Here is a 14,326-nt window from a genome sequence, read left to right on the forward strand (position 1 = left end):
TTTGATAGGAGCAGGTTCACAGAGGTAAAGAGGTAATAAGACAAGATGAAGACCAAAGATAAGATCGTTTATGCTGCATTAGCGCTGTTTAATGAACATGGTGAAAGAACGGTGACCACTAACCATATCGCAGCACATATCGAAATCAGCCCAGGTAATTTGTATTATCACTTTCGTAATAAACAAGAAATTGTTCGTGATATTTTTGCTCTCTATTCAGCAGAGTTACTCGAACGTTTTCAGCCGATTGCGGCACAGCGCGAAAGCTTAACTCTGTTAAAGCATTATCTTGATTCGATCTTCACTTTGATGTGGAAATACCGTTTTTTCTATGCCAATTTACCGGAAATCCTGCAGCGTGATGAAGTACTACATGGTGAGTACATTCAAGTACAAGAAAAGCTGCAAACTAATCTCATTAATATTATGCACGCTTTTGTTGAGCTGAAATTGCTGTCTGTCGGAAAAGAAGATATGCAATCTTTAGTGACCACTCTCCATATGACGGCCTCGTGTTGGTTGAGTTATCAGTCAGCGATGTTTTCCAAAACGCAGATCACCGAGCAAGTGATTCATCAAGGCATGCTACAGATGATCGCAGTCGTTAAACCCAAAGCAACGGAACAAGGTCTTGAACAGCTTCTATTATTAGAGGAAGGTGTGCGGGCGATGCACGCATCATAATCTGTGCTTAGTTATAACCTTTGAGTATTGTTCTTAATCCTTTGAAGCTGTTAGCTTCTTAGCTATACATCTCTAAGGGTGGTGTTGATATGCACTATGACGTTTTTAACGGTGATGCTGATGGCATCATCTCTCTTCTTCAGCTGCGGCTTGCTTACCCTCGCACGACGACCCTAGTTACTGGGGTTAAGCGTGATATCAAATTGCTCCAGCGTCTTAATCTTCAATCCCGAGATAGTCTGACCGTGTTAGATATTTCGATGGAGAAGAATCAGCAACCTTTACAGCAGGCTCTTGCGGCGGGGGTGACGGTGTTTTATGCCGATCATCACTATGCAGGCTCAGTTCCCGAGACTCCGCTGCTTGACGCCCATATTGATTTGGACCCTAATACTTGTACGGCATTAATTATTGATCAGTGGTTAGGTGGTCCGTTCCATGAGTGGGCGATTGTGGCAGCTTATGGCGATAATTTGATTGCTAAAGCGGATACTTTAGCGCGCAACGCGGGGCTAACTACCACTCAAGCCGAACAACTAAAAAACTTAGGCACCTTGATTAACTATAACGGTTATGGAGAGACGATAGAGCAGCTTCATTATCACCCCGCTGATTTGTACCAAGCCTTGCTAGTTTATCCTTCACCGTTTGATTTAATGAAGGATGACAACTCCCCTTTTTATCATTTGCAGCACGCTTATGAGCAAGATATGCAGCTCGCTCAGTCGTTAGAGCCTATCTATAAAAGTGCCTGTTTGAGCGTGTACGAGCTGCCAGATTGTGCATCATCACAGCGAGTGAGTGGTGTGTTTAGTAATTGGCTAGCCAATCAAGCACCCGCCGCGGCACATATGGTTTTAACGGTAAATTCATCTGGTGGTTATACCGTTTCGCTACGTGCTCCATTAGCCAATAAACAGGGAGCGGATAGGTTATGCAGCGCCTTTGCAACCGGAGGCGGGCGAGAAGCAGCGGCGGGTATTAATTCGTTGGATAAAAGACAATTGACCCAATTCATTACTCAAGTAGAAGCGTACTATTCATCACACTAACGCTCGCCCGGATTAACTGGGTGATGAATGTGTTTTGCTAGCGACTGAGCCAGCGTGTTGGGTCTTCGGCTTTGCTGTTGCGACGAATTTCGAAATAGAGCGCTGGCTGAGATTGACCGCCAGTGTCTCCCGCTAAAGCAATGGTTTCACCGGCGGTGACCTTATCGCCCTCTTTTTTGAGCAAACTTTGGTTAAAGCCGTATAAGGTCATATCGCCTTTGCCATGATCGAGCAAAACTACCAGCCCATAACCACGTAGATATTCAGCAAACACGACCGTGCCAGAATAAACCGCTTTGACGTTTTGACCATAATTGGCGTCAATGACTAGACCTTTCCAATCAATTTGTCCACTTTGACGTGTACCAAAAGCATGCAGGATTTTGCCTTTGACTGGCCAAGGTAGCTTGCCTTTTTGCGGCGCTAACCCATCCATTAGCACAGCGTTACGTTTTGCTGCTTTGGCGATTTCCGCTTGTAATCGCGTTTCATTGCGTTGCAATTCAGCTAAGTAGACTTTATCACCGGAAATGCTTTTTTGAATTTTACCCACTGTACTGCGTCGTTCTGACTGCGTTTTTGCCAATGTAGCGCGCTTTTGGGTCTGCTGTTCTAATAGATAGGCGATTTGGTCTCGTTCAAGTCGCAGCTGTTTTTCACTTTCATTGAGTTCTTTTTGCGTAAGTTCAAGCTGTTGGATGGTTTGGCTGCGCGCCTTCGCCAAGTGTTGGTAATACTGGCTGATGCGATCTTCTTCCACGCCATTATTGAGTATGTTAGATGAGGCCGTCGCTCGCTGAGTGGCGTAATAGGTTTTGATCAGTTGAGCTAATTTGGCGGTTTGTTGTGTTTGTTGTGTTTCTAAGGCTGTGATTTTTTGCTTGAGTTTAGCGATATTAGCGTTGGCCACTACTAATTCTGATTTGGTGTTTTTGATCTGACTTTCTAGACTTGAAATACCCACTTCTTGCTTTTTAAGCGCATTTTGCAACGAATCGAGCTCTTTTTGTCGATTATTTAACGCTTGCTGCTGACGAGAAATTTCGCCTTTCACCCCTTTTAGCTCTTGTTGTGTGGCAGCCATTAACGGTGAGCTGGAGAGGTAAGCTAGCCCTAACACCATCACTAGGCTAAGTGCATGCCACCAAGTCGTTATAGTAATTAGGTGTGGTGAAGGCTTGTTTCTCATCCGTTTTCAAGTCTCTATCGACAAATTAGTGAGTCAGTATACTCAAAGCCATCCGCGAGGCGAAAGCCCTATGTCAAAACTTGCAATCAAATCGAGTTCTTGGGCGAAAAAAAGCCTCGATATTTATCGAGGCTCAACATCACGTGGTTGGTGAGTTATTTAAACAACACTTGACCAGACATTTCTGCCGGGATGTCCATGTTCGATAGAGCAAGCATCGTTGGTGCTAGGTCAGAAAGCTTACCACCATCTTTTAGCTTAAGATCTTTGCTACCGACGTAGATAAGCGGCACTGGCAGATTGGTATGAGCAGTATGAATGCCCCCTGTTTCTGGGTTCACCATCATTTCTGCATTGCCGTGGTCTGCTGTGATCAGTAGCTGGCCATCGACTTCTTTAATCGCTTCAACCACTTTTCCGATACACTCATCAAGCGCTTCGCATGCTTTCACGGCCGCTTCGTAAATACCAGTATGACCAACCATATCGCCGTTCGGGTAGTTACAGATAATCGCATCGTATTTACCCGATTTGATTGCCGCAACGAGTTTTTCAGTCAGTTCAGGCGCGCTCATTTCCGGTTGCAGATCGTAAGTTGCCACTTTAGGTGAAGCAACCAATTGGCGCTCTTCGCCTGGGAATTCGTTCTCAACACCACCGTTAAAGAAGAAGGTGACGTGCGCGTATTTTTCTGTTTCAGAGATGCGCAACTGAGTTTTGCCCGCCTTTGATAGCCACTCACCGTAGGTGTTTTCTAGTGATGCTGGTGGAAATGCGCACAGCAGAGGAATGTCGGCGGCGTATTGGGTTAGCATCACAAAGTCAATTGCTGGGAACTTCGCACGTTCAAACCCGTTGAAATCTGGTATGAAAGCGCGAGTAATTTCACGTGCACGGTCGGCGCGGTAGTTCATGAAAATCACGGCATCGCCATCTTCAATCGCAGCAGAGTCTTGGCCTTCAGCTTTGATTTCTGTCGCTTTAACAAATTCATCATTTTCTTCACGTGCGTAAGCGGCTTCAAGGCCTGCTACGGCGGAATCAAAAGTAAATTCTGCTTTGGCTTCAACCAATAGGTCGTAAGCTTTTTGTACGCGTTCCCAGTTGTTATCGCGATCCATGGCGTAGTAACGACCAATCAGTGAGGCGATACGACCTTTACCTAATTTAGAAAATAGGTCTTGGAAGCGTTGCAATGAGGCTTCGGCACTGCGTGGTGGCGTATCACGGCCATCAAGGAAGCAGTGGAGGTAGATTTTCTCAGCGCCACGGGCAGCAGCCATTTCAACGGCAGCGTAGATATGATCTTCATGCGAGTGAACACCACCTGGCGACATTAGCCCCAATAGGTGAACCGCTTTGCCCGCTTTGATGGCTTTATCCATCGCGTTGACTAACACTTCGTTTTGTTGGAATTCACCATCAAGAATTGATTTAGTAATGCGTGTCAGGTCTTGGTAAACAATACGACCAGCACCGATATTGGTGTGACCGACTTCTGAGTTACCCATTTGACCATCCGGTAAACCTACATCCATACCAGAAGCAGAAATCAGAGTGTTTGGGTTGTTTGCAATTAAGCTATCCATGACTGGAGTATGTGCATTGCTGATTGCGTTGTGTGCGTTATCTTCACGGTAACCCCAACCGTCAAGAATTACTAAAGCCATTGGCTTCTTAGCTGACATAGTTATGACCTCGTCAAATTCAAAGTAACTTAAACAGAAATTAGCGTAATTTTACTACACTTTGAAGCGATTGCAGTAGGTTAAGATCAATGATTCTCCCTATCAATGCCTATAAAGGTAGCCTATTGATCAACATCGGTGCCTTTTTAGCGCCATTTAATAAACTAAAATTCCCGTCCCAAGCACGGCAAACAGTGCGCCGCACCAAGCGAAGCGGTTGGGCCGCTGTTTGGTATACATCCATAAAATAGGCAACAACATGATGGGCGTGGTTGAGGAGAGCAGGGCCACCATACCCACGTTGCCTTCACGCAGTGCGTAGAGAATTAATGTCATTCCGACCGCCATCGCAAGAAAACCGTTGATGGCAGTAATGGTAAAAATGGGCAGCGTAATGGCTTGAGTGGCGCGTGCTAATTTTGCACCAGTAGCCAACAGTAAGCAGTGTGCGGTGAAGGCGGTGAGCATTCGAATCGCGGAAGCGGCGATGGGGTCGATCCCCGTTTGCATTACAGGTTTGGCGATGATCCCACCCAATGCTTGGCATAGAGCCGCGATAAGGCCAAGTGCAATGCCAACCCATACTCGACCTTTAATTGCTTCCAATGCATTATGATTTTGCCCTCGGCGGCCAAAAAATATGGCCGTTAGAACACCTGAAAAGACAAAAGTCGCGCCCACTAGCTCTGCATGGCTCATGCTTTCGCTGAATAAAAAATAGCCGAGAATGGCCGAAAAAACGGCATGGCAGGAAAAGAGCAAACCCGCTTGTCTTGGCCCCATGCGATTTAAACACGCAAACAGCGCCGTATCGCCAATGAATATGCCAATCAACCCCGAATACATCATGGGTGTTACCATCTCGCTGTTTACCGTTGCCCAGCCGCCAGTTGCCAGCGCCATGCTCACTAAAATGAGAGAAGTACAGCCCATGCGCCAACGGCTATAAGCAAAGGTTCCTAAATGGCGAGCGGGAGTAACAGACAGTAAACTGGCTACTGCCCAAAGAAACGCGGCAGCAAGCGCGAGCCATTCGTAGCCCATGTAGACATCCTTGAACGAGGGAAGGATCTCAATATGCCTTAAGCGCTAGGGGAAAACAAAGGGAATTTATGGGCTTGCCTCAATGTGATTAAAAGAGGCAAGCCAAGAGGATTTACACTTTGAAGCGGCGAATATCGTTACGCATGGCTTCTGCCGATAAATGCATTTCATGAGCGCTGTGGCTGCTCTGCTGAGTTTGACTAGCAAGGTCATCAGAAGCGTCTTTGATACCTTGTGTATTGCGGCTAATGTCTTCGCTGACGGCTCGCTGCTCTTCAGCGGCACTGGCAATTTGCAAGGCCATATCATTGATCTCGGTAATGGCTTGCGTGATCCGCACTAAACTGTCGTGAGCTTGTTCGGCATAGTCAACACTGTGGTCGGCCAGTTTGGTGCTGGCTTCCATATTCTCGACCGCATGTTGAGTATTGCGCTGCAAGGTTTCTATCATGGTGCGGATCTCTTCCGTTGAACCATGTGTACGTTGGCTGAGCACACGAACTTCGTCGGCTACCACAGCAAAACCACGGCCTTGGTCACCTGCGCGGGCCGCTTCAATCGCCGCATTGAGTGCTAACAGATTGGTTTGTTCGGCAATACTTTGAATGGTGGATAGGATCTGGTTGATACTTTGAGCATTGCTCTCCAACTCTCGGATCACTTTGGCTGCACTATCGACCTGATTGGCTAAGTGAGTAATGGAATCTCGATTCTTTTTGATAACCGCCTGCCCGTCATCACAAGCTGAGGCCGATGCTTGTGACGCGCTAGCAGTTAGTTCGGCATGGCTAGCCACCTCAGCGGCGGTAGCCGACATCTCGTGAATCGCGGTGGCTATTTGGTTGACATCATTTTGTTGGTGCTCAACTCGCATGGAAGCTTGAGCAGAAAGGTCATTGGCGTCTTGTGCTTGCTGGGAAAGTTGTTGGCTACGGCTGACGATCCCTTTCAGCATCTCCTGCATTTGACTTAAAAAGAGATTCACTTTCTCGGCCAATTCACCGATTTCATCCATGCGTCGAATGTCGATGCGTTGGGTGAGGTCGCCTTCTCCTTGCGCTAATTGCGCTAAAGCGTTCGACAATACCTGCAGTGGTTGCAGTAAGCGGGTTACAACCCAAGTGCTGATGCTGGCGATAATAATGTAGAGCACTAAAGAGGCAATGGCGGTAAAGGTTATTTGCTCAGAAACCGAGGCGTAGGCCATCTCTTTGTCTACCACAATGCCCAGTAACCAATCGGTATTTGGTATTTGTGAGACGTAAATTAATTTGTTGCCTTGCTTTGGCCAAGCGATGGTATCCACGCGATTTTCTCGGGCTAAGCTGGCCATGTGCTGGGAATCTAATTCGTTGTTTAAATTGGTTAAAGGTTTTTGGCTTAAGGCTTCATCTTGATAGGCGACAATATTGTTATTGCCATCAACCAGAAACGCAAAGCCTTGGTTATCGAGTTTAACACTCAGTACCTCTTTAATGAGATTGGTTACGGTTAAATCGGCGGCGAGTACACCTTGCTTTTGACCTTTAAAGGCTTTGGCGAAGCTGACTACGATGCTGCCATCAAAATCTTGGTAGGGTTCGGTAATTATAAGCCCGGATTGTGCCATTGCATCTTTATACCAAGGGCGCGTTCTTGGATCATAATCACTTGGCCAATCTTCGGTTTTATCACCATAAGCGATGGTGCCATCACTGAAGCCAGCATAGACAGAAAGAAAATCACCGCCTTTTTTGGTGACCAGTAGCGCTTGATCTGCGTTGTCATTACTGGCGATAAAAGATTCATTGGCCAACATCATATTGCTACGGATCCCGAGCCAATCACTGATATAACGGCTGGTGGCGAGACTGACATTTTCCATTTCACTATTGATGGCGTGAGTCGTCTCCTGTTGCAGTTGGCTGACGGAGATCCAAGCTTGTACACCACTGACTATCGCAATGATAATGGCGATCGCCACTTGAATTTTAAATTTGATGGTATGTCTCATGGGTTATGCCCCTAGAACGGTTTGACAACAGCGTGTCGATAGATCAGAACGGAAAAAAGATGAATTAACGGCACCCGTGCTTATTTGCAGCCAAATGATGAGGTCTTTTCATGGTTCTTCAGATAAATGAATAACTAAAACAGGCTAATCCTACGAAAATATGATGTTGATTAATATGATCGCGCTCGATTATTACTCATCCAGTTGAGTCATTTTTGCTGAGTTTTAGATAGAGATGATTCATCTTGCGACTTGCATTCAGTCTTGACGCTCAATGCAAGTCGCAGTCACCAAAGGTTAGGTCAGTAATAGCGCGGCAGCATAGACAATGCACAAGCCAACAACGCCAATAATCAGACCTGTTTTGGCCATGTCTTTACTCTCAATAAGCCCGGTAGAATAGGCCAGTGAGTTTGGTGGTGTTGAGACAGGTAAAATCATACCCAGTGAGGCAGAAAAGGCGACAACCACTAACAAACTTTGTATACCACCAATACTGGCCAAGCTTTCCATGGATGTGCCAATCGCGGCAGCGATCGGCATGAGTAAGTTAGCGGTTGCGGTATTGGACATGAAGTTTGCCATGATCCAACACACGAGCGACAGGGTGATGACGACCGAGATAGGCGATAGAGAACTGTAATCAATCGCGTGAGCTAATGCTGAAGCGAGCCCTGTTTTATCTAGCCCAATTCCAATCGCTATCCCGCCAGCCACTAGCCACAAGACGTCCCAGTTGATCTGTTTCAGTTCCTCTTTGCCCATAATGCCGGTGAGTGTAAAAACCGCCAAAGGAATAATAGAAACCACATAGGTGTTCATGCCGTGTAGAGAGGTGGTCATCCACAGCACTATGGTGGCGGCAAAAGTAATGTAGACCACGATTGCACGCCAATTTTTTTGGAATGTTCCGTTTAGTTTCAGCACCATCTGTTTTTCTGAAGAGGGGAACAGTTTTTGTAGCAAAAACCAAGCTAACGTGAGCTGAATAATCACAAACGGCAAGCCCATCATCATCCAAGAAAAGAAATCAATGCTATTGCTTCCGGTGAGATATTGCAGCGCGATCGCATTGGGTGGCGTACCGATAGGCGTGGCAATACCGCCGGTGTTCGCTGCAATCGGAATGCAGAGCACTAAGGCTTTGATGCCTAAATCCCCTTTTGGAGCTGAAGCGACGATCGGCCCGAGCAGTGCCAGCATCATCACAGTAGTCGCGGTATTTGACATAAACATAGAAAATACCGCAGTGATCAACATTAGCCCCAGCATAATAAAGCGGGGTTGAGTACCAAAAGGTTTGAGTAAAACTCGGGCTAAGTTGTTGTCCAGTTCATATTTAGAAGCAGCAATCGCCAGTGCAAAGCCGCCCATGAACAAGATAATAATCGGTGAAGAGAAAGCGCTGAAAATATCGGTGTACTTCATTAACTCGCCGATATCATGCCCAGCGGGTGGCGAACGAAAGAGATGCAAGCCTTTATCTGAAATCATCACCAATTCGAGCGCAATGATCAAAATGGAGGTGGCAAATACAGGAACTGGCTCCAATACCCAAAGCAGAGCAGCCAATAAAAAAATAGCCAGTAATCGATGTTGAATTAAGGTTAAGTCATTAATCGGTATTGCATCAATGGGCATCAGTAAAACACCGATGGGCAGCAAAAAGCAGATCGCAAGCTTTATCAGCATTCCCGTATTCATGGTAGGCATATCACATGACCTTCATTAGGTTAACTTGAAGTAACTAGCGTAAATGATATGTGAATGAAGGTCTTAGACGCGGCTTGAAATTTTGAGTTTTAGCGAAGGAATATGCAGCAGTTTTGTTTTTTATCAATAAAGAAAAAAAGCGAAATATCTAGAGGCGTTAGCTCTGAACATGCAGAGCTAACGCATTCGGCAGGGAACATTAAGAGATGGCGATTAACGTTGCTGTGCGTATGGAGTACCCATAACCGTTGTAGCATTGTGTTGCATAGACTCATCAAAGCGAATTTTATCTTTTGCAAACAGGTTAATCACCGTTGAGCCTAGCTTAAAGCGACCCATCTCTTGTCCTTTTTTCAGTACAACAGAGGTATTGCCTTGGGCTGGATAATCCCAGCGATAAACGGTATTGCCGCGCGGAGGCGTGACAGTCCCTGACCAAACTAGCTCAATACTGCCAACAATGGTCGCTCCGACAAGCACTTGTGCCATTGGGCCAAACTCAGTATCAAAAATACACACCACGCGCTCATTGCGAGCAAACAGGTTCGGTACATTTTCGGCGGTTAGTGGGTTAACCGAGAAAAGATCGCCCGGAACATAAATCATTTGACGTAACACGCCATCGCAAGGCATGTGTACGCGGTGGTAGTCGCGAGGTGATAAATAAAGCGTGGCAAATTCGCCATCTTCAAACTCTTGCGCCAGTTTGGCATCACCACCGAGCAATTCTACCGCTGTAAAATGGTGGCCTTTCGCTTGGATCAGCTTGCCATCTTGAATCGGCCCGAATTGACTAACGCAAGCATCGGCCGGATGGGTGATTAAGCTATCACCGTCACTGATTGGCCGAGCATCGGCTTTCAATTCACGAACAAAGAATTCATTGAATGTTTTGAAATGGCTAGGATCTGAATGCAGAGCTTCATCCATGTTGACATTATATTGTTTAATAAACCAACGAATGACTGCAGTGGTTAGACCGCCAGCTTTCGCTGATGCGAGTTTACCCATCAGGCGTGTTAAGCCATGTTGTGGGATCCAGTATTGCAGTCCAACTTTAATTTTGTCCATTGTCTCTGATTCCAATGTTAACTGTATGTTCTTCACTTTGGGCGCGAGATGTTACTGAAAAACTCTCACCATGTCAGCAGTTAGTCACCATTGCTTACGGATTATTCGATGGCGACAGATAAAAATTTATCGATCAAGTCTGCGGACATTTGCCGGGGTAAAACTCGATGCTATTTATAAATCCGCTTTTTTGTTACGCGAATATTGGCGGTTAGCTTTGTTTTCCGACATGCTTTCTAAAATTCGGTGGTAGTTCTCAAAGCGCGTGTTACTAATATCACCTTTTTCCACGGCTTCACGTAATAAGCAACCCGGATCGTCAGCGTGTTTGCAGTCTCTAAACTTACAGCCGCCTAAGAAGGGACGAAATTCGACAAAGGCTTCAGTGATCGCTTCAGCTTCCAAGTGCCATAAACCAAATTCACGCACTCCCGGCGAGTCGATCAAATCACCGCCTGTAGGGATATGATACAAGCGAGCCGCAGTGGTGGTATGTTGACCAAGTCCAGATGCTTGAGAAACTTCACCTTCTTCAATTTCATCTTCCAAATTTGGCATTAATGCGTTCACTAGGCTGGATTTACCAACGCCAGATTGACCAACAAATATGTTGATCCGTCCGCCAAGTTCCGCTTCTAACTCAGCAATCCCTTCACCGCTTTTTTTGCTGACAAAAAGCACTTTGTAGCCAATGCGTTCGTACACACGTAACGACTCTTGATATTGGTTACGCAATTCATCGCTGAGTAAATCAATCTTATTCAGTACCACTAGCGGCGCAATATTCACGGTTTCTGAAGCGATCAAATAACGGTCGATGATATTGAGTGACAGTTCCGGCAGTACGGATGACACAATGACCATCTGATCAATGTTTGCCGCTACTGGTTTCAAACCGTCGTAATAATCTGGACGAGTCAGAACCGATTTGCGCGGTTCAACCGCTTCGACAACGCCAGAGATACCCGCCATCGATTCTAGTCCAGGTCGCCAAATAACACGATCTCCTGAGACCAGCGTTTCAATGCCTCGGCGTAAATTACAGCGGTGGATGGTGTGAGTCTCTAAATCTTCAACATCGGCATGTTGGCCAAAACGAGTAATCACTAACCCAGTTTTTGCGGTGCCGAGCATGGCTTCATCCCACGAAACTGTGTCCTCTTTTTTGAGTCGTTTACTCTGATTATTACGAACGCGTCGTACTTGACCTTTCGTCAGCTTCTTTTTCTTTGCCACGATTATCTACTTCATGATTATGATACGTTTTGATCCAACGTTGAGATTTTACTCAAAATCATACCGTTTGGATCCAATGTCCAAAGGTATCTTGGGGATCTGAATTTGGGTATAGTACCTTTTTTATCTGCAAACCAATATAGGCAACGTATTTATGTCTTTTAGCGATCAAAACTTGATTTGGGTTGATCTTGAGATGACAGGCTTAGACCCTGAAACTCACAAAATTATCGAGATTGCCACCATTGTAACTGATAGTGAGTTGAACATTTTGGCTGAAGGCCCAGTGTTGGCTGTTCATCAATCAGAAGCTGAATTGGCTAAAATGGATGAATGGTGCACCACCACACATACCAAAAGCGGTTTGGTCGAGCGAGTACGTCATGACTCAGTGACACAACAAGAAGCGGTTGAACAGACCATTACGTTTTTGGAAAAGTGGGTGCCTAAAGGTAAATCTCCGATTTGTGGCAACAGTATTGGGCAAGATCGCCGCTTCCTTTATAAACATATGCCTGAGCTGGAAGCCTACTTCCATTACCGTTATGTGGATGTCAGTACGCTAAAAGAGCTGACTCGCCGTTGGAAGCCAGAAGTATTGGATGGCTTTTCTAAGCAAGGTAGTCACCTGGCTTTAGATGATATTCGTGAGTCTATTGCTGAGCTTCAGTACTACCGTAAGACCATATTCAGTATTTAATTTTCAGAACGGCATTTTTGGTGATGGCGTGTTAACCAGTTTTTGTGATTAATACGCCATATTTGCGTTCTTTTTCGTCAAAAAAAAAAAAAAAAGATTTTTTGCCAGTAAGGGCTTGCATCATAAGAAAATGCTCTTATAATTCGCAGCCCTGAACAACGGAAACGTTGTGAATGCGACACTAGCTCAGTTGGTAGAGCGCAACCTTGCCAAGGTTGAGGTCACGAGTTCGAACCTCGTGTGTCGCTCCAAATTCTTTTCGAAGAAAAGAATAGCGCCGCACAACCTAGTTAAGGTTGAGGTCACGCATCTTCTTTTAAAGAAAGTGAACAGGTTTAAGTTTTCATCGTACTTAACGATGACACAATACGGACGCGGGGTGGAGCAGCTTGGTAGCTCGTCGGGCTCATAACCCGAAGGTCGTTGGTTCAAATCCAGCCCCCGCAACCAAATTTAGATTAAGCGTAAATACGATTAATCATTGCGACACTAGCTCAGTTGGTAGAGCGCAACCTTGCCAAGGTTGAGGTCACGAGTTCGAACCTCGTGTGTCGCTCCAAATTCTTTTCGAAGAAAAGAATAGCGCCGCACAACCTAGTTAAGGTTGAGGTCACGACTCTTTGTTTAAAGAAAGTGAACAGGTTTAAGTTTTCACCGTACTTAACGGTGACACAATACGGACGCGGGGTGGAGCAGCTTGGTAGCTCGTCGGGCTCATAACCCGAAGGTCGTTGGTTCAAATCCAGCCCCCGCAACCAAATTTAGATTAAGCGTAAATACGATTAATCATTGCGACACTAGCTCAGTTGGTAGAGCGCAACCTTGCCAAGGTTGAGGTCACGAGTTCGAACCTCGTGTGTCGCTCCAGATTCTTTTCGAAGAAAAGAATAGCGCTGCACTTTCTCTTGTTAGAGAGTATAAGTTTTCATCGTACTTAACGGTGACACAATACGGACGCGGGGTGGAGCAGCTTGGTAGCTCGTCGGGCTCATAACCCGAAGGTCGTTGGTTCAAATCCAGCCCCCGCAACCAAATTTAGATTAAGCGTGAATGCGATTAATCATTGCGACACTAGCTCAGTTGGTAGAGCGCAACCTTGCCAAGGTTGAGGTCACGAGTTCGAACCTCGTGTGTCGCTCCAGATTCTTTTCGAAGAAAAGAATAGCGCCGCACAACCTAGTTAAGGTTGAGGTCACGCCTCTTTGTTTAAAGAAAGTGAACCTCGTGTGTCGCTACAAATTCTCTTGTTAGAGAGTGTAAGTTTTCATCGTACTTAACGGTGACACAATACGGACGCGGGGTGGAGCAGCTTGGTAGCTCGTCGGGCTCATAACCCGAAGGTCGTCGGTTCAAATCCGGCCCCCGCAACCAAATTCAGATTAAGCGTGAATGCGATTAATCATTGCGACACTAGCTCAGTTGGTAGAGCGCAACCTTGCCAAGGTTGAGATAACGGTTATGTGTCGCTCCAGCTTCTTTCAGAGTATTCTCTGAACTCAAACCAGTATTTGGTTTATGCTCTTTCTTTAATGCTGTGAAGCATAACTCCCTAAAATAAAAATAATCTGCAGTTCTAAGCGGATTTATTGCCGTCTTGATAACTTACGTGCTGAATTTCAATACACAGGTTAGTCTCTGTAGAATCTGGCTTTTCGTCGCTATTTATTCTTATTCATTAACAGAGTTATCCACAAAAATTAATTGTGGATAAGTTGGTGTATAACGTGTTTTTAGTGAAGTGCTGGTAAGTGTCAGTGAAAGATCTTTTAATGCGGCTCTGTTCTCTAATCTTGCTGTCTTTCTGTATAACTAATTGTTTTTAAATTGATTTTTGTTATTTTGTCACCATTAGGTCAACTAACTGTATGATCATTAATATCAAGATCTTTGATCCTTGTCATTAATTGCTGATGTGGCTAACTTTTCTCAATTATAGAAAACAGTGTCGTGTTTAAA

General features: G+C 45.5%; 10 protein-coding genes and 9 tRNA genes. 12 read left to right on the forward strand and 7 right to left on the reverse strand.

Annotated elements, in window-relative coordinates; genetic code table 11:
- The first annotated feature begins 45 nt into the window (after positions 1-45).
- Together AACV32_RS03470 and AACV32_RS03475 are read left to right on the forward strand one after the other, a co-directional pair.
- A complete protein-coding gene (locus AACV32_RS03470; protein ID WP_013857945.1) occupies positions 46-684 on the forward strand; it encodes a TetR/AcrR family transcriptional regulator in 639 nt (212 codons plus the stop codon).
- Between the two features lie 89 nt (positions 685-773).
- Complete coding sequence (locus tag AACV32_RS03475) at positions 774-1,736, forward strand: hypothetical protein (protein ID WP_017049034.1); 963 nt, start codon at positions 774-776, stop codon at positions 1,734-1,736.
- Positions 1,737-1,773: 37 nt separating this feature from the next.
- Here the strand turns inward: AACV32_RS03475 and AACV32_RS03480 are convergent, their stop codons facing one another.
- The 7 genes from AACV32_RS03480 to rsgA form a co-directional block, all read right to left on the reverse strand.
- The gene (locus tag AACV32_RS03480) at positions 1,774-2,859 is read right to left on the reverse strand and encodes a murein hydrolase activator EnvC family protein (protein ID WP_373568413.1); all 1,086 of its coding nucleotides are present in this window, start codon (positions 2,857-2,859) and stop codon (positions 1,774-1,776) included.
- A gap of 221 nt (positions 2,860-3,080) precedes the next feature.
- Complete coding sequence (gene gpmM, locus AACV32_RS03485; protein WP_013857941.1) at positions 3,081-4,613, reverse strand: 2,3-bisphosphoglycerate-independent phosphoglycerate mutase; 1,533 nt, start codon at positions 4,611-4,613, stop codon at positions 3,081-3,083.
- Positions 4,614-4,769: 156 nt separating this feature from the next.
- A complete protein-coding gene (locus tag AACV32_RS03490) occupies positions 4,770-5,657 on the reverse strand; it encodes a DMT family transporter (RefSeq protein ID WP_013857940.1) in 888 nt (295 codons plus the stop codon).
- A gap of 112 nt (positions 5,658-5,769) precedes the next feature.
- On the reverse strand, positions 5,770-7,650 hold the full coding sequence (locus tag AACV32_RS03495; RefSeq protein ID WP_170895738.1) for a methyl-accepting chemotaxis protein: 1,881 nt from the start codon (positions 7,648-7,650) through the stop codon (positions 5,770-5,772).
- Positions 7,651-7,947: 297 nt separating this feature from the next.
- Positions 7,948-9,363, reverse strand: coding sequence for an SLC13 family permease (locus AACV32_RS03500; RefSeq protein ID WP_170895739.1), 1,416 nt, complete (start codon positions 9,361-9,363; stop codon positions 7,948-7,950).
- 213 nt (positions 9,364-9,576) lie between these two features.
- Positions 9,577-10,434, reverse strand: coding sequence for an archaetidylserine decarboxylase (gene asd, locus AACV32_RS03505; RefSeq protein ID WP_013857937.1), 858 nt, complete (start codon positions 10,432-10,434; stop codon positions 9,577-9,579).
- 174 nt (positions 10,435-10,608) lie between these two features.
- Complete coding sequence (gene rsgA, locus AACV32_RS03510; protein ID WP_013857936.1) at positions 10,609-11,670, reverse strand: small ribosomal subunit biogenesis GTPase RsgA; 1,062 nt, start codon at positions 11,668-11,670, stop codon at positions 10,609-10,611.
- Positions 11,671-11,824: 154 nt separating this feature from the next.
- Between rsgA and orn the strand changes: the two genes are divergently transcribed.
- The 10 genes from orn to AACV32_RS03560 all read left to right on the forward strand — a co-directional run bounded on the left by orn (position 11,825) and on the right by AACV32_RS03560 (position 13,841).
- Positions 11,825-12,370, forward strand: a complete 546-nt coding sequence (gene orn, locus AACV32_RS03515; protein ID WP_010318948.1) for an oligoribonuclease — start codon at positions 11,825-11,827, stop codon at positions 12,368-12,370.
- 175 nt (positions 12,371-12,545) lie between these two features.
- Positions 12,546-12,621 (forward strand) — tRNA-Gly (locus AACV32_RS03520).
- Between the two features lie 122 nt (positions 12,622-12,743).
- Positions 12,744-12,820, forward strand: a tRNA-Met gene (locus AACV32_RS03525).
- Between the two features lie 33 nt (positions 12,821-12,853).
- A tRNA-Gly gene (locus tag AACV32_RS03530) sits at positions 12,854-12,929 on the forward strand.
- Between the two features lie 122 nt (positions 12,930-13,051).
- Positions 13,052-13,128, forward strand: a tRNA-Met gene (locus AACV32_RS03535).
- 33 nt (positions 13,129-13,161) lie between these two features.
- A tRNA-Gly gene (locus AACV32_RS03540) sits at positions 13,162-13,237 on the forward strand.
- An 88-nt stretch (positions 13,238-13,325) separates the two neighbouring features.
- Positions 13,326-13,402, forward strand: a tRNA-Met gene (locus AACV32_RS03545).
- Between the two features lie 33 nt (positions 13,403-13,435).
- Positions 13,436-13,511, forward strand: a tRNA-Gly gene (locus tag AACV32_RS03550).
- Between the two features lie 153 nt (positions 13,512-13,664).
- A tRNA-Met gene (locus AACV32_RS03555) sits at positions 13,665-13,741 on the forward strand.
- 33 nt (positions 13,742-13,774) lie between these two features.
- Positions 13,775-13,841: transfer RNA gene (locus AACV32_RS03560), tRNA-Gly, on the forward strand.
- Positions 13,842-14,326: the final 485 nt, after the last annotated feature.

The organism is Vibrio sp. B7 (assembly GCF_963888765.1).
Taxonomy (GTDB): domain Bacteria; phylum Pseudomonadota; class Gammaproteobacteria; order Enterobacterales; family Vibrionaceae; genus Vibrio; species Vibrio anguillarum.

Excerpts from the sequence above, each read along its gene's own strand:
- AACV32_RS03470 (WP_013857945.1), top strand. The coding sequence starts at position 46 with ATGAAGACCAAAGATAAGATCGTTTATGCTGCATTAGCGCTGTTTAAT.
- AACV32_RS03475 (WP_017049034.1), top strand. The coding sequence starts at position 774 with ATGCACTATGACGTTTTTAACGGTGATGCTGATGGCATCATCTCTCTT.
- AACV32_RS03480 (WP_373568413.1), bottom strand. The coding sequence starts at position 2,859 with ATGGTGTTAGGGCTAGCTTACCTCTCCAGCTCACCGTTAATGGCTGCC.
- gpmM (WP_013857941.1), bottom strand. The coding sequence starts at position 4,613 with ATGTCAGCTAAGAAGCCAATGGCTTTAGTAATTCTTGACGGTTGGGGT.
- AACV32_RS03490 (WP_013857940.1), bottom strand. The coding sequence starts at position 5,657 with ATGGGCTACGAATGGCTCGCGCTTGCTGCCGCGTTTCTTTGGGCAGTA.
- AACV32_RS03495 (WP_170895738.1), bottom strand. The coding sequence starts at position 7,650 with ATGAGACATACCATCAAATTTAAAATTCAAGTGGCGATCGCCATTATC.
- AACV32_RS03500 (WP_170895739.1), bottom strand. The coding sequence starts at position 9,363 with ATGCCTACCATGAATACGGGAATGCTGATAAAGCTTGCGATCTGCTTT.
- asd (WP_013857937.1), bottom strand. The coding sequence starts at position 10,434 with ATGGACAAAATTAAAGTTGGACTGCAATACTGGATCCCACAACATGGC.
- orn (WP_010318948.1), top strand. The coding sequence starts at position 11,825 with ATGTCTTTTAGCGATCAAAACTTGATTTGGGTTGATCTTGAGATGACA.